This window comes from Providencia sp. PROV201, assembly GCF_028479545.1.
Taxonomy (GTDB): domain Bacteria; phylum Pseudomonadota; class Gammaproteobacteria; order Enterobacterales; family Enterobacteriaceae; genus Providencia; species Providencia huaxiensis.
This window is the reverse complement of the sequence record NZ_JAMPNW010000007.1, coordinates 107271-127557: the sequence shown is the minus strand read 5'-3', so window position 1 is coordinate 127557 and position 20287 is coordinate 107271. Positions and strand designations below refer to the sequence as shown.

Below are 20287 nucleotides of genomic sequence, written 5' to 3'. Positions count from 1 at the left end.
CCGTTTTCGGTGTGTATAATGCCGCGGCAATATTTTATACCTTTCCATAACGCTGCCTGGTGGGATATTGCCTATGTTACGCATTAAAAAAGAAGCACTAACTTTCGACGACGTTTTACTCGTTCCTGCACACTCAACGGTATTACCAAATACTGCAGATTTATCAACTCAACTGACTGCAAACATCCGCCTGAACATTCCTATGCTTTCTGCAGCCATGGATACTGTCACTGAATCTGACCTTGCTATCGCATTAGCACAAGAAGGTGGCATTGGCTTCATCCATAAAAACATGACTATTGAGCGCCAAGCGGAAGAAGTTCGCCGCGTGAAAAAGCATGAAAGTGGTGTGGTTACTGATCCTGTCACCGTAACGCCAGATACGACCATTCGTGAAGTACAAGAAATGGCTGAGCGTAATGGGTTCGCGGGTTATCCTGTTGTTGCTAAAGACAATTCACTAGTCGGTATCATTACAGGCCGTGACGTCCGTTTCGTGACAGATTTAGACCAACCTGTTACCGCAGTGATGACGCCAAAAGAGCGTTTAGTGACCGTAAAAGAAGGCGAAGCACGCGAAGTCGTTTTGCAAAAAATGCATGAAAAACGTGTAGAAAAAGCCTTAGTGATCGATGATAACTTTCATTTGTTAGGGATGATCACCGTTAAAGATTTCCAAAAAGCAGAACGTAAACCAAACGCGTGTAAAGACGAGCAAGGCCGTTTACGTGTTGGCGCTGCAGTTGGTGCTGGCGCAGGAAATGAAGAACGTGTTGATGCGCTGGTGGCCGCTGGCGTTGATGTTTTATTAATTGACTCATCACATGGTCATTCCGAAGGTGTACTACAACGTATCCGTGAAACTCGCCAAAAATACCCTGATTTGCAAATTATTGGTGGTAACGTTGCAACAGCTGAAGGGGCTAAAGCCTTAGCAGATGCCGGTGTTAGCGCAGTTAAAGTGGGTATTGGTCCGGGTTCTATTTGTACCACACGTATCGTGACAGGCGTTGGTGTACCACAAATCACAGCGATTGCAGAAGCGGCAGAAGCGCTTGAAGGTACTGGTATTCCTGTTATTGCGGATGGTGGTATTCGTTTCTCAGGCGACATTTCTAAAGCTATCGCGGCAGGCGCAGCCTGTGTGATGGTCGGCTCAATGTTCGCAGGAACTGAAGAGTCTCCGGGAGAAACCATTTTATTCCAAGGCCGTACTTACAAAGCATACCGTGGTATGGGTTCACTTGGTGCGATGTCTAAAGGTTCGTCAGACCGCTACTTCCAATCGGATAATGCAGCAGACAAATTAGTGCCAGAAGGGATTGAAGGCCGTGTCGCGTATAAAGGCCGTTTAAAAGAAATTATTCATCAACAAATGGGTGGTTTACGCTCCTGTATGGGGCTGACCGGCTGTGGTACTATTGATGCATTAAGAACAAAAGCAGAATTTGTTCGCATTAGTGGTGCGGGTATCCAAGAAAGCCACGTCCATGATGTTACTATCACGAAAGAGTCTCCAAACTACCGTTTGGGGCAATAATCGATAAAGTTTCTCAGGGTGGCGCATGCGTTTGTTTGCGTCACCGATTCTTATTTTTGACTTGAATTTTTGGAATTCTCCTCAAATGACAACAAATATCCATAAACATCGCATTCTTATTCTTGATTTCGGCTCGCAATATACACAGCTGATCGCTCGTCGCATCCGTGAAATTGGCGTTTACTGTGAACTCTGGGCGTGGGACGTTACAGAAGAACAAATTCGAGGATTTAATCCAAACGGTATTATTCTTTCTGGTGGACCAGAAAGTACGACTGAATCAGATAGCCCACGTGCCCCTGATTACGTATTTAATGCAGGCGTTCCTGTATTAGGTATTTGTTATGGCATGCAAACCATGTCAATGCAGTTGGGTGGTGCAGTTGAAGTCTCTGGTGAACGTGAATTCGGTTATGCTAATGTTGAAATCACTGAGCAATGTGAATTATTCCATGATATTCATGACTCTCTGAACGAAGCGGGCAAACCAGTACTTGATGTCTGGATGAGCCATGGTGATAAAGTGACTGCAATTCCAGCAGACTTTAAAACCATTGCCAGCACACCAAGCTGCCCATATGCCATCATGGCAAATGAAGAGAAAAAATTCTACGGTGTTCAATTCCACCCAGAAGTGACTCACACTCACCAAGGCCTAAATATTTTAACGCGTTTTGTGAAAGATATTTGCCAATGTGAAGCCCTGTGGACACCAGCTGCAATTATCGAAGACACAGTAGCGCGTTTAAAAGAGCAAATTGGTGATGACCACGTACTGCTTGCATTATCGGGTGGTGTTGATTCATCGGTTACGGCATTGCTATTAAACCGCGCAATTGGTAAACGTTTAACCTGTGTGTTCGTTGATAACGGTTTATTGCGTTTAAACGAAGCAGACCAAGTAATGGAAATGTTCGCAGGTAAATTTGACCTAAACATCATCCATGCAAAAGCCGAAGATCGCTTCTTAAATGCATTAGCGGGGATCAGCGATCCAGAAGCTAAACGTAAGAAAATTGGCCATGTGTTTATCGAAGTATTTGATGAAGAGTCATCTAAGCTGCCTAATATCAAATGGTTGGCTCAAGGGACGATTTACCCAGACGTTATCGAATCAGCAGCATCAGCAACTGGCAAAGCGCATGTTATCAAGTCTCACCATAACGTAGGTGGCTTACCGGATGACATGAAGCTTGGTTTAGTTGAGCCATTAAAAGAGCTGTTTAAAGATGAAGTGCGTAAGATTGGTTTAGAGTTAGGTCTGCCGTACGATATGTTATATCGCCACCCATTCCCAGGCCCAGGCTTAGGGGTTCGCGTGCTAGGTGAAGTGAAGAAAGAGTACTGTGACTTACTACGCCGCGCAGACGCTATCTTTATCGAAGAACTGCACAAAGCGGATTTATATCATAAAGTTAGCCAAGCATTTACTGTATTTTTACCTGTCCGCTCTGTCGGTGTTATGGGTGATGGCCGTAAATACGACTGGGTTGTTTCATTACGTGCAGTTGAAACCATCGACTTTATGACCGCGCATTGGGCTCATTTACCTTATGACTTCCTAGGCCGCGTTTCAAACCGCATCATTAATGAGGTCGAGGGCATTTCAAGGGTTGTATATGATATCAGCGGCAAACCGCCTGCGACCATTGAGTGGGAATAATCCCGCAATAAGAATTAGCTAGCAGTGACTGGCAAAATAACGACTTAAGCCCATGTAAAATTGGGCTTTTTTGTTTTTTTAGTCTTTAATAGCATTCGATTTAATTAAGCAAATTAGTGAACACTTAAATTTGAAGTGCCGAAAGGATTATTGCTTCCATTTTTTCAGGGGTAGTGAATGGTGCGAAGCGTTTGAGCGGTTTACCATCACGCCCGATCAAGAATTTAGTAAAGTTCCACTTGACTCGCCCACCCATTAGACCTGGTAGCTCGTTTTTCAGGTAACGGAATATTGGGTGAGCTGAGCTTCCATTAACGTCGACTTTTTCGAACATTGGAAAGCTCACTTCGTAGTTAATAAAGCAGGTCTGCGCGATTTCCTCAGCCCCACCGGGTTCTTGTTTGCCAAACTGATTACAGGGGAAACCCAGCACCACAAAGCCCTGAGGAGCATATTTCTTGTAGAGTGATTCTAAACCGTTGTATTGTGGTGTAAAACCACAATGACTGGCGGTATTAACGACGAGAACAACCTTACCAGCGTAGTCTTTCATAGAGATAAGTTGCCCGCCGAGACTCGTCGCTGCTAATTGATGAAAGGGGGCCATAGTAGGATCCTTAGAGTAGAGCCAATCGACATAAGCCAATATAGCCGCTGATTGTGTGGTAGGCCTGAAATCTTGAGCCGGTTATATTGGCAAATTCTAAAGGTAAAAACAACATACTGGCTGTCCTCCCATTGATTGAAATATTAGCTCTTTATTTTAATCCCGCTATAAACATTCGCTGGCTAAATAATGATATCAGCCCGTGTCAAAGTGGAGGGAGCTTATGGCATCAACAGCCTCTCATGTTCCTTTGCAACCAACTCAGTCCCATCTTTTGGGCAGTAAAATGCGGCAAAATAGCCATGCCAATACCCGCTTGGACTGCGCTAAATTGTGCTGACATCGTACTATTAGTGAGCCGGCAAGCCCTTCAGTTTCTTACTGGTGCCTTTTTTATTAGTACCAAAGACGTTAGAAAAAATAGGTATACCATTATAGGAATTTATTTAGGAAAAGGGGGCCTCTATGTATGGGATTAGATACTTTTGTATCTTGCAACTGTTTTATCGAGGGTAAAGCAACAAAACTTCCCGTTCTGAGGGAATAAGCCATGAAGATGATGAGAGATATTTTTATTGTCAAAGCTCACCCGTAAAAAAGCGCCTGTAATTTACAGACGCTTTTGCTTTTCACTCAATTCTAAAATTAGAACTGATACACTAACCCTAAGCCAAGGACATTATCGGTATTGACTTTGTAATGGTCGGTAAAATCATTATCATTTAATAAATTGATTTTATAGTCGATGACAGCACTTAGATTTTTATTGAAATCATATGCAGATCCGACAGCGATATAATTTACTAGTTCTTTATCACCAAAGCTGCCCAAGTTTTTACCTTTGGAATAGTTATAGCCAATTGATGGGGTTAAACCGAAGTCAAAAGAATACAAAGCAACCACTTCAAGGTTCTGAGTTTTATTTGCTACTGACTCCATATTATCATTACCAAAACGGCTCATATTAAGCGTTTGGCCATACATGACTGCGAGATACAGGTCTTCGTATTCAAATTTTCCCCCGACGTTCCAAGCTTCAGCGCGTTTACCAGTCGCACTGCTAGTTGTGGTATCTTTTTGTTTTGGTGTACGGGAAGATGAGGAATAACCACCGCCAAGGGAAATACCATAACCTAATTCATAAGCTGTAGATAAACCAAAACCATCTCCGTTATCGGTTAATTCATCACCGGATGACAGGTTTTGTTCGCCATTTTTACCCTGATATTGTAGTGCAAAGCTTAAACCATCAATGTAACCAAAGGCATTATTATTGCGATAAGTGAGTAAATTGCGGTTACGGCTTAGCATGTAGTTATCTTCTTGATCCATCGTATCCGCTCCCCAGAGAGGTAATACGTCTGTCCAAGCATTGGTATCATAGATAACTCCATAATTGCGGCCATAATCAAGGGAGCCGTAATCTGCAAATTTTAAGCCTGCATAAGCTAAACGATTGCTATTTTCTTCAGTTGATTCTGATTGGTTAGTTTTAGTTTCCCATTCAAAACGCCCAAAGCCAATGAGCTGGTCGGTGATTTGTGTGTCACCTTTTAGCCCCAATCTGACACGTGAGTCATCACCATCTTCGCCACTACGGCTTTTAGCAATATGATGGCGAACATCGATTTGCCCATACACATCAAGCTTATTACCATCTTTATTGTACATTTCAGCGGAGTTAGCAACATTAGTAGTAAGTAGTGTTGGAATAATGAGTGCGAGTAATTTGTACTTCATAATATAGCCTTATGGATTGAGTGATATTTAGCAACCGGTCCTAATTGATAGTTATTATCATTTAAGCATTTTAATTCGCCAAATAAAAAATGTAACAAAATTAAATATTAGTGAAATATTATGGCTAACTTATTAAATAATAAAAATAATTTAATTTATGGTGATTTCAACCAAATGTTTTATTTTTAGAAAATTAAAATCAATATGATGTAAGAGCTATGTTTATACTTAAGTGGTTTTTTATGCATAAAATATGAATTATTACTTGTTTGAAGTGCTAAGGTTGGTATTATTTGAATACCGATATATATTTTTTTTTATATAACTCAGAAACATCAAAATGATTTTGGTAAAAATCATTAGAAATAAGGAATGACACGTGGCTTTTCGTTTGAAGTATCTGGCATTACTCCCTTTATTCGTTGCTGCGACAGCTTGCCAGCAACCAAATAATATTAAAACACCAGTAGAAACCTATGCATCACAAAGCCAACCTGCGGTGGTTAATAACGCATGGATTGAAATATCTCGCGGTGCATTGGATTTTAATATCAAAAAAGTACAAAACCTATTAGGGGATAACTCTTCTCTGTGCGCAGTTTTGAAAGGGGATGCATATGGGCATGACCTTTCTTTAGTTACACCAATAATGATTGAAAATAACGTGCAATGTATTGGGGTAACAAATAATCAAGAGCTTAAAACTGTGAGAGACTTAGGCTTTAAAGGTCGCTTAATGCGAGTGAGAAGTGCGACAGAGCAAGAAATGGCTCAAGCAACACAATATGAGACGGAAGAGTTAATCGGTAATTTAGAAATGGCGCAGCGCTTGAATGCGATTGCGAAAAAGCAACATAAAGTGATCCCTATCCATCTAGCACTGAACTCGGCAGGTATGTCCCGTAATGGGCTAGACGTTAGTAATGTCTCTGGCTTAGATGAAGCAAAACAGATTGCGGCGTTATCACAATTAAAAATTGTGGGCATTATGTCTCATTATCCAGAAGAGGATGAAGCTCAGATCCGTAAAGACCTTGCGAAATTCAAAAAAGAGTCTCAACAAGTATTGGATGTTACAGGGTTAAAACGTGAAGACATTACATTACATGTGGCGAATACTTATGCAACCATTACTGTACCAGAATCATGGTTGGATATGGTACGTGTAGGCGGCATTTTCTATGGTGATACAGTTGCGACTAATGATTATAAACGTGTAATGACGCTGAAATCGAGTATTGCTTCTGTCAATCATTACCCGAAAGGTAATACGGTAGGTTATGACAGAACCTATATCTTAAAGCGTGACTCAGTATTGGCAAATATTCCTGTCGGTTATGCGGATGGCTATCGCCGTGTATTTAGCAATGCAGGACATGCATTGATTAATGGTCAGACAGTTCCTGTTCTAGGAAAAACATCAATGAATACGGTTATGGTTGATGTTACTGATTTAAAAAACGTTAGCCCAGGAGATGAGGTTGTATTTTTTGGTAAACAAGGCAATGCTGAAATTACTGCCGAAGAGGTTGAAGATATCAGTGGTGCATTATTTACTGAAATGTCGATCTTATGGGGAGCGACCAATAAACGTATCTTAGTTGACTAAACTGATTTTTAACTCAGTATGTTTTAACCCGCAATGAACGCGGGTTTTTTTATCCTAAAAGCCTCTTCGGATTTTATCCAATATATCGCAATATGTTGATAAAATGCTGTTTAGCTCAATGACTATCGAAACTTTTAGGCTGATATGTTAGGTTGATAGAGTCTTTTTTGAGCGGATTGACTCAGAAGGGAAATAAAAGAATTAGAAGGATATCATTTATGTATCAAGTTGATTTACATGCTCATACCATTGCCAGCACCCATGCATATAGCACTGTTAATGAATATTTTGCTGAAGCAGCTAGTCGTGGTGTCAAACTCTTTGCAATTACCGACCACGGGCCTGAAATGCAAGATGCTCCACATGAGTGGCATTTTGGTAATATGCCTATCTTACCCAGAATTGTGGATGGTGTCGGTTTATTGTACGGTATTGAGGCGAATATAAAGAACAAGTTGGGTGAGACAGACTGCAATGAAAAGATCTCTCGCCATTTAGATATTATTTTAGCGGGTTTCCATGAACCAGTTCTTGAGCCTCAAAGTTTAGCTGATAATACAGAGGCCATGATTGCCACGATCCGAAGCGGCAAAGTACAAATAATTACTCACCCAGGTAACCCTAAATACCCTATTGATATCAAAGCAGTAGCACAAGCCGCTAAAGAGTGTAATGTTGCTTTGGAAATGAATAATTCCTCATTTTTGCATTCAAGAGCGGGCAGCCAAAAAAATTGCTTAGAAATTGCTAAGGCAGTTAAAGAGGCTGGCGGGTGGGTAGCATTAGGTTCAGACTCCCATTTTGCGGGGTATCTCGGCCGTTTTGATCGCGTGGTTGAAATGTTGGAATCAATTGATTTTCCGCAATCGCAAATTTTAAATGTTTCCCCTCGCCGTGTATTGGACTTTTTAGAGTCCCATGGACGTAAGCCTATCCCTGAATTTGCTGATTTTTAACTGTTATATAAAACTGTAGTCACAGGTACTGTTGATCACAAATATAGTCAGTCTTGAATAGAAATAAAGCCACTAAATAGGTTAGTGGCTTTTATCTCCAGCTATACTGAAAGTTATAATTCAATTTCCATTCGAATACAATTTAACTCGGCTTGTGCAAGAGAAGAGTAATAGCTACCATTTTTAATCGAAATAAATCCATGTTTCTGATAAAAGCGTTCCGCATTCGGTGATGAATCTAATACTAATTTTTTAATGTTTCTCTTTTTGGCTTCAGCTTTAATGGCATCTAATATTAAGCCAGCAGCTCCGCAGCCAGTGTATTGTGGTAGAGTAAATATTGCTTCAACACTGTCAGCCTCTAAATTAAGATAGCCAGTTGCAATGGGGTCATCATTCTTATTTACCGCGACAAAGAATGGGTTATTCTTCACAATACATATATAACTTACTGGCATTTCATCAGGTGTCCAGGCACTGATCGTTTTTGCATCAAAACTCGTTGTGCATCCATGTCGAATGGCTTGGTTACGTATAGACCAAAGATGTTCTGCTTCATCGGCTGTTGCTAACCTAATTTTCATCATGAGACACATCGCTAATGTTTTTTTGATTACTTTTATAGAACAAAAAATACAGTTAAAAAGCAAGATATATAACAGAAAGAAAACTAATTTGAATATGGTATACTCACCCTTATTTTTAAATCAGTGACTTTTATGAATTATCAATGCCCCCTTTGCTTTACACCGCTAAACTTGATGCATAACAGCTATCGCTGCGCAGAAAACCACCAATTCGATTGTGCGAAAGAAGGTTACGTTAATTTGTTGCCGGTGCAACATAAACGATCTAAAGATCCCGGTGATAATGCTGAAATGATGCAAGCGCGTAGGCAATTTCTCGATGCAGGGCATTACCACCCGATGCGTGAAAAGGTGGCAGAAAAAATTATTCAGTTTATTCCATCATCTAATACTAGTTTGTTAGACATAGGGTGTGGGGAAGGGTATTACACAGACTATTTCTCTCGAGAACTAGAAAAATATTTTGAAAAATATACAGTTTTAGGCCTAGATGTTTCGAAAGCAGCGATTCGTTATGCGGCGAAGCGGTATAAATCCGTTCGTTTTTGCGTCGGTACAAGTCATCGCTTGCCATTCTCAAATAACAGCTTAGGTGGAGTTGTCCGAATTTACGCGCCCTGCAAAGCACAAGAATTAAGTCGTGTATTAGTTTCTAAAGGTATGTTAATTACCGTTACGCCTGCGGCAGAGCATCTGCAAGAATTAAAAGCGTTAATTTACGATGAGGTTAAGTTACATCCAACCAAAGACGAAGATTTACCCAATCTTTCGCTAATAGATAGTTGCCAATTAAATTATAAAATGGCATTGACAGGGCAAGAAGCTTATGAATTGTTGATGATGACCCCATTTGCTTGGCGTGCATCAGAACAGGTCAAAGAGAATTTGCAACAAGCTGAAGTGAAAGAGTATACGGCTGATTTTTTAATTCGTGTTTATCAATCTGATGCAGAGTAAGGTTATTGCCCCCATATAAGGGGGCACAAAAACTAATGGGCGTACATAAATAACTCAAGATGCTCAAATAAAATATTAAAACCAATACCTATTAGTACCAACCCACCAATAATTTCTGCTTTTTTTCCGAGTAATGGGCCAACATAGCGGCCAATCATCATACCGATAGTTGCCATAATCATCGTCATTAAGCCGATAGTCATGGCAGTATGAACAATATCTACTTGTAAGAAAGCTAAACCGAGACCAATAGCCATTGCATCAAGGCTGGTGGCTATCGCAGAAAAAATAAGGTTTGTTGAGCTATGACTAGTGGGTTTAGAACAGCATTCTTCATCTTTTGTTTTAATGCTCTGCCAGATCATTCTAGCACCTAAAACAAACAATAAACCAAATGCAATCCAGTGATCCCAGCGGATAACATATTGACTAGCTAAGATCCCGATCCCCCAACCAATAATGGGGGTTATGGCTTCAATAAAACCAAAAATAAAACCGGTACGGAGGATTTCTCTAAAGCGGGGTTTATGAAGTACTGCACCTTTACAAATAGCGACAGCGAAGGCATCCATTGACAGGGCAAGGGCTAAGATAAGGGTAGCATAGAAACTCATAATAGAACCTCGGTTGGGTGATTCCATATACACATAAATTACCCCCAACCAAAAGGCTTATTTATGTGTCTATGGTCTTGCCAACCGAACTTTGGTGTCCGCACCACGTTTGAAACCAAACGAGTATGTTGATACGGACTTTCTGGTATTATATATAAAACCAGAACAGGCTACTCCCCAATGACGTGGAAAGAAAGATACCATATTTTATATTAAAGGCAACACTTAATTAATTGTGGATATTAAATGTTAGTGAGAATTATTATCAACAAGGTTATTGGTAAAAATAGGGTTAATTAAATTGATAATTAACCCTATTTTTAATGCCAATATAAAAAGCGCTTACTTATGATTAATGAGGAATTCATAAATTCGTTGTAAATCATCAAGATGTGATACTTGGATATTAATTTTCTTTTTTTCTAAACCTATTATTAATACACCGTCTTCGGATAAATTCATTGTTTTTATTCTGTCATACAAAATAAATGCATTAGCAAAATAAAAACCAGTTTGTTTGAAGAATAGCTTAGGTGTTCTTATAAATGCCAAATAGATTGACATAAAAATAGTAATCAATAATAAGTAAGTGGTTAATAAATTACCATGACGTACAATATTTGTATAAATAACGATACAAATTAGAACAATAAAAATAATAGCATCAGCTCGATGTTTTCTTTTTAGATTAATTTTTAATAAGGTTTTACCCTTTAGCAAATGCTGAATGAATTCATCATAAATTGCATAAACAAGCATGATCAAAATGATTATAGCAAGAATGGCATCATTGAAGGTCATTTGTGAGCCCTTGGATAAGTAGACATAATGCAGAGCTTAAAATTAAAAAAGGGAGGCTGCAACCTCCCAATTCAAATAATGATGGAAAATTATGGCGCTAAGAAGTTCAGCCAAGCACCTAGGATACCCAAGCCAAAGAAGCCGATAATAATCCACAACGCGTTAACTTTACGACGTAACAACCACATACAGGCGAAAGTCAGCAATAGAGGCACTAAGCCTGGCATGAGTTGATCAAGGATCATTTGAACGGTGGTAATATCTTCAGTACCCGTTGTAGGGTTTTTGATCCGTGACACTTCAAGTGGAATATTGACATGTGTCCATTTGTTTACCAAAGCCCCCATAACAAATAAACCAAGGATTGATGCTCCTTCGGTTAGTTTTTGTAGGAAACCACCACCAATGTCTTGAACAATATCAATCCCTTTTTTGTAGCCGTATGACACACCATAGTAAAGGGTTAATAAACGTACAAGGTTAAACAAAACAAAGAACAGGAGAGGGCCAAGTAAGCTACCTGTCATTGCGATACCTGCACCGAGAGCCGCAAATACAGGGCGAACAGTTCCCCAGAAAATTGGGTCACCCACACCGGCTAATGGCCCCATTAGACCAACTTTGATACCATTTATTGCACCGTCATCAATGTCAGCACCATTGGCACGCTGCTCTTCCATTGCCATTGTGACACCCAGAACAGGCGCTGCAACATACGGGTGAGTATTGAAGAATTCAAGATGGCGCTTAATGGCTTGTTTTCTATCATCATTATTTTCTGGGTAAAGACGACGAATAACTGGAACCATTGAGTAGCAGAAGCCTAGGGCTTGCATACGTTCAAAGTTCCAAGAACCTTGCAACAGGTTAGACCGTAAGAATACGCCGCGAATATCGCTTTGTGTAAGCTTTTTAGCTGTCGGTTTTGTGATATCTACCATTATACGTTCCTCCTAGTCTAACTCATTATCAAGGTTGTTATTACTACTATTCCCTTGGGTAACAACAGTTTGTGATTTATTGTATTTTGGACTGAGTTGGATATACAAAATAGCCATAACAGTACCGATCACCCCAAGTGCAACTAGGTTGAAGTCAGTAAATGCTGCGGTAACAAAGCCTAAGTAGAAGAATGGCATTAAGTAGCCTGCACGCATCATATTGATGACCATCGCATAACCGACAACGACAATCATACCACCCGCAATATTAAGGCCGTCGGTAACAACTTGTGGGATAGAATCCAACATTTGTTGTACTTCTGATGTACCAACAGAAATGGCGACAATTAACGCAGGTATTGCGATACGCATCGCTTGCAGTAATAAAGCTGAAATATGGATAAAGCCAATAGCAGTTAGATTACCATTGAGGGCGGCTTTATCAGCAGCATGTTGGAATGCAACCGTTACAGTACGAACAATAATGGTTAATACCTGTCCTGCTGCTGCGAGTGGGATGGCGATGGCAATACCTGCACCAATGCTTTGCCCACCAGCAATAACGAGGATCGTTGAAATGATGGATGCTAAAGCGGCATCTGGTGCAACGGCAGCACCGATATTCATCCACCCAAGTGCGATCATTTCTAATGTACCACCGATGATGATACCTGTTTTCATATCTCCCAGAACGATACCTATAAGCGTACAGGCAATGAGAGGACGGTGAAATTGGAATTCATCAAGGATTGATCCCATCCCCGCGATACACGCGACGATGAAGACCATTACTATTTGAACAACGGTAAGTTCCATTGTTTAATCTCCTGTAACCAAAAGTTTTAAAATCTGTTTTGAGTAATGGATTAAAATTAATATAAAAATTATTTTTTGAGCTTATTGATCAAGTCCATCATATAAACTTTGCTATCTGATGAGACTTTCCTAACTTCAAGTTCAATATTTTTGTCGTTCAAATAATTAAATGCATCAATGTCTTCTTGGTTGATAGATACGGCATTTGTGACCATGGTTTTGCCATCATGGTATGCCATACCACCAATATTAACGGACTTAATATCAACACCTTCTTCGACGATACGTTTAACATCAGTTGGATTAGTGAAAAGCAACATAACGCGCTCACCAGCGTATTTCGGGTTATTGTAGACGCGAATACATTTAGCCACATCGACAACATGCGCGGTGACACCGGGTGGTGCGACTTGCTTCAGCAATGTTGAACGAACTTGGTCTTTAGCTACGTCATCACTGACTACGATAATGCGCTTAACTTGGGTTTCTTTCGTCCAGCGTGTTGCGACTTGTCCGTGAATTAAGCGGTCATCAACACGAGCAAGTGCGATCACCATATGTCCACCGGGGCCGGCTTTCACTGGTGCTGGGGCGGGGGTGCTTGATGCGACAGGAGTCGGTTCTACTTCTGTTTCAGCTTCTTTGAATTTAAATGAACGAACACCACCGCGACCCGTTTCGAGTGCAACAGAGATAAGTTCATTCAATGATGGGTCATCATCACGGCACATGAAGGTTTCAACTAACATTGGAACATTCACACCAGTGATAATGTCATAATTATCATGCTCATTAACAATGCGACTAGCCGCGTTAAATGGACTGCCTCCCCATGTATCAACAAGGAATAAGACACCCTTTGATGTATCTAAATCAGTTAGCTTTTGGGTGTACTTATCAAATAGGGTGTCTGCGTTTTCCCCAGGGATAAAGTCAATAAACGACACATTATCTTGTTCGCCTATTAACATTTCGGTTGTTCGAAGAAGCTGCTCTGCAGCGACTCCGTGTGTACCAATCATAATAGCTATACTCACTATTTTTCCCTCATAGATAGATAAAACAAAACATTATCTGTCGATAAAATGGACACTTAAGTTAGGCGCCTTTTTATCAGTTTCCCCTGTATAATAATTTTAGCTGAATAATTACAAACATCTCATAATATTCATTAACTAGCTCATGGTGTTGTTAGTATCAATTACATTATTAGCATATCATCTTGCATTATCCTAAAAACTTGTTTCGCGTCAGAAAAATAAGAATATACCTAAAAATTGATATTGAATTGCATTTTGCTGCTGTTTATTTCAATTCAATAAAATTAATAATCTGAGTATTTTGTTTTTGTTAGTTTCTTGCTGTGTTATCGGTAACAAAAAAAGCAAATAAAATAGTGCGATATTGATTTTTAGAGCAAAAAACAACCAAATTTCAGTAGTGATTAGCTATCTCTTGTTCAGCTCAAAACAATCTTTAGCACAAAATAGTATTAATTTCGTTTTGATGTAACTTGTTGAATATAAGAAAACTGAGTTAATTCAATGGAAAAATTATGGGTAATTGATTAGGTGAATTGGATCATTTAGGAAGATAAAGGTGACTAAAGAATAACAAAAACTTTTTAATGCATATTAAAAAAGCACCCTCAAAATACTGTTTAAAGTGATAACAGAATAGAAAAGGGTGCTTAAGGCTTAAATTAATTGAGAATAAAATTAGTCACATTGTACTTTGATGGCTAACCCGCCTCGGGATGTCTCACGATATTTCGCATTCATGTCTTTCCCTGTTTCGTACATAGTTTCAATGACTTTATCGAGTGAAACCCGCGGCTCACTTGTTCTGCGTAGGGCCATACGTGTGGCATTCACCGCTTTAACGGATGCGATGGCATTACGCTCAATACACGGAACTTGCACTTGGCCTGCGACAGGGTCACAAGTTAAACCTAAATTGTGCTCCATACCGATTTCTGCAGCAATACACACTTGCTCAGGGCTGCCACCAAATAATTCGGCCAGACCAGCTGCGGCCATAGAACATGCCACACCGACTTCACCTTGGCAGCCTACTTCAGCACCTGAAATGGACGCATTCATTTTGTATAAAATACCAATAGCGCCTGAAGCTAAGAAATAGCGCATATATAACTCTGGCGTTACAGGTTCAATGCAATGATTATAATAAGCTAATACCGCTGGTACGATGCCGCAGGCACCGTTAGTTGGGGCAGTTACGACACGGCCGCCAGCTGCATTTTCCTCATTCACGGCTAAGGCATACATATTGATCAGATCAACCACATTCATCGGGTCATTAGATAGCTTACTTGATGAAGTGACCATTCGATTAAGTGCCGGCGCACGACGGGGCACACGCAATGGGCCCGGTAAAACACCTTCGGTGTTTAAACCGCGTTCAATACAGGCTTGCATCGTCTGCCATACATCAGCGAAATAGGCTTCAATCTCTTCTTTGGTATGAAGGTCTAACTCATTTTTCATCATTAAGCTAGAAATTGAAAGACCTGATTTTTTACAATTTAGTAGCAGCTCTTCCGCAGAGTTAAATGGATAAGAGACCGGTTTACTATCAAGCGCTGACTCGCCAAAATGCTCTGCATCTACAATGAAACCACCACCAATGGAATAATAGGTTTTGGTGTAAATTTCATCATTACCTGCAAAAGCATGGATTGTCATGCCATTTTCATGCAATGGCAGGTTGTCTTGACGAAAATTCATACCACCTTCATTAGGGAAGTCTACGACCTGAAGACCATTCGCTAATGATAACTTTTCTGTTTCTTCTACATTTTTGATAAAAGTTGGGATGGATTCAATGTCGACAGTGGCAGGTAAATTACCTGCTAGCCCCATAATAATGGCAATATCAGTATGGTGCCCTTTTCCAGTAAGCGATAATGACCCATAAACATCCACTGAAATACGAGTGACATTAGGTAATAGATTTTTGCTTACTAAATCATCGACAAATTCTTTCCCAGCCTTCATTGGACCAACGGTATGAGAGCTTGAAGGGCCTATGCCCACTTTAAACATGTCGAAAACGCTTATCACGCAGGACTCCTTAAAAAAAAGATGAAAATGTAGTGCATTATTTTAAAAGGCGCTACTTTACTGTTATTTAGTAGTGTTAACCAGTAAGTTTAAAGTATTTTTTGAAATAAGGTAGTTGCTGAAGGGTAATTGATTGTAAATAGCACAAAATGTCTGTGATGTGCTCAAAAAAGCAACAGGTGGTAGAGGTATATTTTGTCATATATGACGTCATATCTTGTTATCTTAAATAGATTTTACTGCAATACTGGCATCGTATGGTGAAAAGTTGTGTTAAGCGTTAATCCAATTGCAACGCAAGTTGGTGAATAATAGAGGCGGTTAGTCCCCACACTAAATGGCCATTATACCAATAGAAAAAGATGCGATTATGTCGCCCTGAACGCTTAATATCGACATACTTATGACGTTGTAATGAAAGCGCATCAAATAAGGGAACTTCAAAGATAGCGGCGACTTCACTCGGGTTGGCTTGGTATTGAATGTTATTTGGCACTAAGCCAACGATTGGCGTGACTTCATAGCCACCGTAACTTTGTAAGGGGCTTAACTGACCCAGTACTGTGACTTTTTCAGGGGGGATGGCCACTTCTTCATAAGCTTCACGCAAGGCGGTATTGACGAGCGTGCCATCTTCTGGGTCACTAGCGCCTCCCGGAAAGGCGACTTGGCCTGCATGGGAGCGTAAAAAAGGAGAGCGTTGTGTGAGAAGTAGCGTCGGATTTGGTTTATTGATAATAGGTAAAAGAACAGCCGCCGATTTACCCGCCTTGCGTTCAGACTGGCGGGTAGCCGGTAAAGTAAACTGAAAACGACTGATAAAGTTATTCAGTTCAGTCATCGGTATTGAGCGCTCCTAATAACGGTAAGATCAGGCTTAATTTATCAAAAGTTTCTTGATACTCTTTGTCTGCTTGGCTATCTGCAACGATACCGCCGCCAGCCCAGCAATAAACCTGCTTTTTATACGTCAGTAAAGTACGGATAGTGATATTGCTATCCATATTACCACTGAAACTAATATAGCCGATTGCGCCACAATAGCCATGTCGACGATGGGGTTCTAACTCTTCGATAATTTCCATTGCGCGCACTTTAGGTGCTCCGGTTATTGAACCGCCAGGAAAGCATGCACGTAACAAATCAGTTGCACGGTATGGGCTCTCGAGTTTTGCCGTGACGGTACTGACTAAGTGATGCACTGCAGGAAAAGCTTCAACAGCGAATAATTCAGGAACACTGACCGTGCCTGGTTTTGCAACGCGGCCAATATCATTACGTAGTAGGTCGACAATCATCAAGTTTTCTGCGCGGTCTTTTACTGAGTTCGCCAGTTTTTCTGCTTGTGCAAGGTCATCTTGTTCATTATCTAGGCGAGGTAGCGTACCTTTTATTGGGCGGGTTTGAATATTCCCATCTTGTAAACTGATAAAACGCTCAGGCGAAATACTGATAATTGCATTTTCTGGGAGGCGTATAAATGAAGAAAAAGGAGCTCCATTACGCTCAAGTAGCGCTAAAAATGCATTCCATTCATCGCCCTTATATTTGGCCTTGAATCTTTGCGCTAAGTTGATTTGATAGCAATCACCATTATGTAAATAGTCATGGATACGGGCAATATTATGATGATATGCCTCTTCTGACATATTTGATTGCCATGAGGTCGTTAATTGGAATTTGTTTTTACGGGGCTTCTTTTGGGCTTGTAGCCAAGCAAGCCGAGCTTCAACATCATCATAACTAATGAGTGTGGTGGTTTTATTATGATGGTCAACAATGAGTGCCCACAAGTAGATGCCAACTGCCATATCTGGAAATTGCAATTCTGTTGTTGCAATTTCAGGTAATTTTTCAATGCGTCGACCTAAATCGTAACTCCAAAGACCGAGGGCTCCGCCATTGAAGGGACATTCAGTCTCTTCCTGATGTTTCGGTTGGTATTTATCAAGCAATCCTTGAAGAAGTTCAAAAGGATCTGATTCAGAAACGATAGGAGCCTGATTTGGCTCTGAGATGGTTGTTTCAAGCTGATAAGTCGTCAGTGTTGCAATGGGGTCAGCAACAATAATGTCATACCTATTATGGGCGTGTTTTGCATTACCTGAATGCAGTAACATCGCCCATGGCTGGTGTGCCAGAGGGGTAAAATAATCAATGGCTGTGTTTGGGCTATAAGGTAATTGGATTTTTTTGATAACCATAATGATGAGTCTAAATTTCCGCAAGTGAATCAATACAGATTAACATATATTCTTATCTTAATAGTCGAAGAGATGTTAAAATCTTAATCATTGATTTTAGTCTTTTATACATGAGGTTTAAACCATGTTTTCTGGTATGCCAGCACTTAATCACCAAGAACAGCAAGAAGCAGTTGAAAAAATTCATCAATTGATGGCGGAAGGGATGAGTAGTGGTGAGGCAATTGCATTAGTCGCTCAAGAAATTAGAGAAAAGCACCAAGGTAAAGAGCAGATCCATGTTCGTTTTGATGATGAAAATTAATAATCCGTAAACATACTATTAACATCCATACATAAACCTGATAGATTAATATTAGTTAAGTCATTCTATTTATCAATGAAGACTAGGTAATAACCAGAAGATAACTGGTATCTAATAGGCTGAAATAAGCCGCTAAACTAATCAAAAGTCTTTACCTATTAATAGGTATCGGAGGATGGTATGGAAGCGAATCAAAAAATTGCTGTAGTTTTAGGTGCTTGTGCGCTGGTTTTTAGCTCTTTTGCGTTAAGCGCAAATAGTGAAGAAGGTAAAGCTGCACCTTTCGTCAGTTGTGGTACGTTAACTGAGCCACAAATTGCAGCACAAGTGAAAAGCGATTTTATGCATAATCGTTTACCTCGCTGGACGGATGAAAAAGCGGCTTTAGGCAAGAAAGCGGTTGCATGGGTCAATGATAGTGAAGTCACTAAAACCGAAACAGGTTACAGGGTACCGCTAGTTGTTCGTGGTGCAAAATCTGACTTACATTATTCAATTGCGGTAGACTGCCAAAATAACACCGTGACATATAATACGACGAAATAAATTTTTTAATCTTGAGAATCAAGGGGTAACCATTCAGGTTATCCCTTTTTTGCATCATTTTTTGTGTGTTCTTGGGGCTAGCGATTTCGCGGCTCATAAGGCATACGTGCAAAATTCTGTGATAGCTGGCGGTAGTATACTAGTCGCTCCCTGAAGTATTCTCTTAAATGTTCAGGTTGTTCTCGCTCAACAGCTTCAGCGATGATGGCAATATTATAGCGCTCTTTAAATGCAACACCGGAAGCCAAAAGGTCGACATTGACCTTATCCATTTCATCTTTAGGCAATAAAGCAAGATTGTGACTCATATTTGATCTCTACGGTTAAATTCATCCCTTATTATTGTAACTGGATAATGAGAAAAAATCTCAATACATTAATTGGAATAATGAAAAATAAGGGTTAAATTTATCCATTTATATATTTAGTTATTAAGAAAAAACAGGAAAAGATAATGAGATTGATTATTATTGTTTTTAACAAAAGTTATTAATTATCAGTAAATTGGATTTTTTTGTTTTAAGATTGTTTTAGGGTTTTAATTATTGTAATACTGTGCATAATATACTCATCAATGATTAACCGATAAGGCATAAATATGTTAACTACAGATATGGTCAAAAAATTAAACGAGCAATTAAACCTTGAATTTTACTCTGCAAACCTTTATTTGCAAATGAGTGCTTGGTGTAGTGACAAAGGCTATGAAGGCGCTGCTGCGTTCTTAAAAGCACACTCTCAAGAAGAAATGGAACATATGCAGCGTTTATTTGATTATCTTAGTGACACAGGTGCATTGCCACTGTTAGGGCAAATTGCAGCGCCACCAGTTGATTTCAAATCAATTAGCGATGTATTCAACCAAACGTACGAACATGAGCAATTAATCACCCGTGAAATTAATAAATTGGCTCATTTAGCAATGACAACACAAGATTATTCTACATTTAACTTCTTACAATGGTATGTTGCAGAGCAACATGAAGAAGAGAAATTATTTAAATCAGTTCTGGATAAACTGGATATGGTGGGTGAGTCTGGTAAAGCACTCTTCTTGCTAGATAAAGACTTAAAAAACCTGTCAGCAGCAACACATGTTTAATCGAAACACCAGTAAATAGAAACATCGTTTTTATTTCAACTTGATATAAAGCTCCCTAGACTTATGGACATGAATACGGTAATTCAATGTTCATAAGTCTTTTTCTTTTCATTTTGTGTGAAAACTCACAGGATAGGGCGATAAAACCCATTTTTAAGCGGTAAAATGGTTTGTTTTCCGTATAATGATTGGCAATTATTCTAAATTCACCTGCAAA

Annotated in this window: 20 protein-coding genes and 1 riboswitch; of the genes, 8 read left to right on the top strand and 12 right to left on the bottom strand. The window is 39.8% G+C overall.

Annotation, left to right across the window (positions count from 1 at the left end; translation table 11 throughout):
- Positions 1–73: 73 nt before the first annotated feature.
- On the top strand, positions 74–1540 hold the full coding sequence (guaB, locus tag PR809_RS08260; RefSeq protein ID WP_102138717.1) for an IMP dehydrogenase: 1467 nt from the start codon (positions 74–76) through the stop codon (positions 1538–1540).
- 85 nt (positions 1541–1625) lie between these two features.
- Positions 1626–3203, top strand: coding sequence for a glutamine-hydrolyzing GMP synthase (gene guaA, locus PR809_RS08255; RefSeq protein WP_206275961.1), 1578 nt, complete (start codon positions 1626–1628; stop codon positions 3201–3203).
- Between the two features lie 124 nt (positions 3204–3327).
- On the opposite strand, the gene PR809_RS08250 is transcribed toward guaA, so the two are convergent.
- Both PR809_RS08250 and PR809_RS08245 read right to left on the bottom strand, forming a co-directional pair.
- Positions 3328–3810 (bottom strand): glutathione peroxidase, encoded by a 483-nt coding sequence (locus PR809_RS08250; protein WP_206276000.1) that lies wholly within the window; start codon positions 3808–3810, stop codon positions 3328–3330.
- Between the two features lie 645 nt (positions 3811–4455).
- Entirely contained in the window at positions 4456–5550 is a 1095-nt protein-coding gene (locus tag PR809_RS08245; protein ID WP_102138697.1) for a porin, read from the bottom strand.
- Positions 5551–5929: 379 nt separating this feature from the next.
- Between PR809_RS08245 and alr the strand changes: the two genes are divergently transcribed.
- Together alr and PR809_RS08235 are read left to right on the top strand one after the other, a co-directional pair.
- Positions 5930–7159 (top strand): alanine racemase, encoded by a 1230-nt coding sequence (gene alr / locus PR809_RS08240; protein ID WP_206276001.1) that lies wholly within the window; start codon positions 5930–5932, stop codon positions 7157–7159.
- A gap of 218 nt (positions 7160–7377) precedes the next feature.
- Positions 7378–8115, top strand: coding sequence for a phosphatase (locus tag PR809_RS08235; protein WP_166264831.1), 738 nt, complete (start codon positions 7378–7380; stop codon positions 8113–8115).
- A gap of 113 nt (positions 8116–8228) precedes the next feature.
- Here PR809_RS08235 and PR809_RS08230 read toward each other — a convergent pair whose 3' ends face one another.
- Positions 8229–8699, bottom strand: a complete 471-nt coding sequence (locus PR809_RS08230) for a GNAT family N-acetyltransferase (protein ID WP_166265033.1) — start codon at positions 8697–8699, stop codon at positions 8229–8231.
- Between the two features lie 135 nt (positions 8700–8834).
- Here PR809_RS08230 and rlmA point away from each other — a divergent pair, with 135 nt between their 5' ends.
- Positions 8835–9659 carry a 23S rRNA (guanine(745)-N(1))-methyltransferase gene (gene rlmA, locus PR809_RS08225; protein ID WP_102138693.1) on the top strand — a complete coding sequence of 275 codons (825 nt, stop codon included), beginning with the start codon at positions 8835–8837 and terminating at the stop codon, positions 9657–9659.
- Positions 9660–9691: 32 nt separating this feature from the next.
- Here rlmA and mntP read toward each other — a convergent pair whose 3' ends face one another.
- The 8 genes from mntP to pabB form a co-directional block, all read right to left on the bottom strand.
- Entirely contained in the window at positions 9692–10273 is a 582-nt protein-coding gene (gene mntP, locus PR809_RS08220) for a manganese efflux pump MntP (RefSeq protein WP_102138692.1), read from the bottom strand.
- 46 nt (positions 10274–10319) lie between these two features.
- Positions 10320–10464: riboswitch (yybP-ykoY riboswitch) on the bottom strand.
- A gap of 151 nt (positions 10465–10615) precedes the next feature.
- Positions 10616–11074, bottom strand: coding sequence for a DUF986 family protein (locus PR809_RS08215; RefSeq protein ID WP_004911283.1), 459 nt, complete (start codon positions 11072–11074; stop codon positions 10616–10618).
- A gap of 89 nt (positions 11075–11163) precedes the next feature.
- Entirely contained in the window at positions 11164–12015 is an 852-nt protein-coding gene (locus tag PR809_RS08210) for a PTS mannose transporter subunit IID (protein WP_102138691.1), read from the bottom strand.
- Positions 12016–12027: 12 nt separating this feature from the next.
- Positions 12028–12831, bottom strand: coding sequence for a PTS mannose/fructose/sorbose transporter subunit IIC (locus tag PR809_RS08205; protein ID WP_004253851.1), 804 nt, complete (start codon positions 12829–12831; stop codon positions 12028–12030).
- 68 nt (positions 12832–12899) lie between these two features.
- Complete coding sequence (gene manX / locus PR809_RS08200) at positions 12900–13868, bottom strand: PTS mannose transporter subunit IIAB (protein WP_206276852.1); 969 nt, start codon at positions 13866–13868, stop codon at positions 12900–12902.
- 681 nt (positions 13869–14549) lie between these two features.
- Complete coding sequence (locus PR809_RS08195; RefSeq protein ID WP_166264833.1) at positions 14550–15914, bottom strand: L-serine ammonia-lyase; 1365 nt, start codon at positions 15912–15914, stop codon at positions 14550–14552.
- 280 nt (positions 15915–16194) lie between these two features.
- A complete protein-coding gene (locus tag PR809_RS08190; RefSeq protein ID WP_102138689.1) occupies positions 16195–16755 on the bottom strand; it encodes a CoA pyrophosphatase in 561 nt (186 codons plus the stop codon).
- Positions 16748–18118: an aminodeoxychorismate synthase component 1 gene (gene pabB / locus PR809_RS08185; RefSeq protein WP_206276853.1), complete on the bottom strand. Its 1371-nt coding sequence runs from the start codon at positions 18116–18118 to the stop codon at positions 16748–16750. The genes PR809_RS08190 and pabB overlap by 8 nt, the downstream gene beginning before the upstream one ends.
- A 124-nt stretch (positions 18119–18242) precedes the next feature.
- Here pabB and PR809_RS08180 point away from each other — a divergent pair, with 124 nt between their 5' ends.
- Both PR809_RS08180 and yebF read left to right on the top strand, forming a co-directional pair.
- The gene (locus PR809_RS08180) at positions 18243–18422 is read left to right on the top strand and encodes a YoaH family protein (protein ID WP_004253877.1); all 180 of its coding nucleotides are present in this window, start codon (positions 18243–18245) and stop codon (positions 18420–18422) included.
- Between the two features lie 180 nt (positions 18423–18602).
- A complete protein-coding gene (yebF, locus tag PR809_RS08175; RefSeq protein ID WP_206276854.1) occupies positions 18603–18968 on the top strand; it encodes a protein YebF in 366 nt (121 codons plus the stop codon).
- Between the two features lie 77 nt (positions 18969–19045).
- Here the strand turns inward: yebF and PR809_RS08170 are convergent, their stop codons facing one another.
- A complete protein-coding gene (locus tag PR809_RS08170) occupies positions 19046–19276 on the bottom strand; it encodes a DNA polymerase III subunit theta (RefSeq protein WP_004253885.1) in 231 nt (76 codons plus the stop codon).
- A gap of 290 nt (positions 19277–19566) precedes the next feature.
- Between PR809_RS08170 and ftnA the strand changes: the two genes are divergently transcribed.
- Positions 19567–20070, top strand: a complete 504-nt coding sequence (gene ftnA, locus PR809_RS08165) for a non-heme ferritin (RefSeq protein WP_102138686.1) — start codon at positions 19567–19569, stop codon at positions 20068–20070.
- Positions 20071–20287 lie beyond the last annotated feature (217 nt).

Bases quoted from the DNA above. Each gene is read 5' to 3' on its own strand.
- pabB (WP_206276853.1), bottom strand. From the start codon at position 18,118: ATGGTTATCAAAAAAATCCAATTACCTTATAGCCCAAACACAGCCATT.
- rlmA (WP_102138693.1), top strand. From the start codon at position 8,835: ATGAATTATCAATGCCCCCTTTGCTTTACACCGCTAAACTTGATGCAT.
- guaA (WP_206275961.1), top strand. From the start codon at position 1,626: ATGACAACAAATATCCATAAACATCGCATTCTTATTCTTGATTTCGGC.
- PR809_RS08170 (WP_004253885.1), bottom strand. From the start codon at position 19,276: ATGAGTCACAATCTTGCTTTATTGCCTAAAGATGAAATGGATAAGGTC.
- PR809_RS08245 (WP_102138697.1), bottom strand. From the start codon at position 5,550: ATGAAGTACAAATTACTCGCACTCATTATTCCAACACTACTTACTACT.
- PR809_RS08250 (WP_206276000.1), bottom strand. From the start codon at position 3,810: ATGGCCCCCTTTCATCAATTAGCAGCGACGAGTCTCGGCGGGCAACTT.
- PR809_RS08205 (WP_004253851.1), bottom strand. From the start codon at position 12,831: ATGGAACTTACCGTTGTTCAAATAGTAATGGTCTTCATCGTCGCGTGT.
- PR809_RS08190 (WP_102138689.1), bottom strand. From the start codon at position 16,755: ATGACTGAACTGAATAACTTTATCAGTCGTTTTCAGTTTACTTTACCG.
- mntP (WP_102138692.1), bottom strand. From the start codon at position 10,273: ATGAGTTTCTATGCTACCCTTATCTTAGCCCTTGCCCTGTCAATGGAT.
- ftnA (WP_102138686.1), top strand. From the start codon at position 19,567: ATGTTAACTACAGATATGGTCAAAAAATTAAACGAGCAATTAAACCTT.
- PR809_RS08180 (WP_004253877.1), top strand. From the start codon at position 18,243: ATGTTTTCTGGTATGCCAGCACTTAATCACCAAGAACAGCAAGAAGCA.
- PR809_RS08215 (WP_004911283.1), bottom strand. From the start codon at position 11,074: ATGACCTTCAATGATGCCATTCTTGCTATAATCATTTTGATCATGCTT.
- PR809_RS08230 (WP_166265033.1), bottom strand. From the start codon at position 8,699: ATGAAAATTAGGTTAGCAACAGCCGATGAAGCAGAACATCTTTGGTCT.
- yebF (WP_206276854.1), top strand. From the start codon at position 18,603: ATGGAAGCGAATCAAAAAATTGCTGTAGTTTTAGGTGCTTGTGCGCTG.
- guaB (WP_102138717.1), top strand. From the start codon at position 74: ATGTTACGCATTAAAAAAGAAGCACTAACTTTCGACGACGTTTTACTC.
- PR809_RS08235 (WP_166264831.1), top strand. From the start codon at position 7,378: ATGTATCAAGTTGATTTACATGCTCATACCATTGCCAGCACCCATGCA.
- PR809_RS08210 (WP_102138691.1), bottom strand. From the start codon at position 12,015: ATGGTAGATATCACAAAACCGACAGCTAAAAAGCTTACACAAAGCGAT.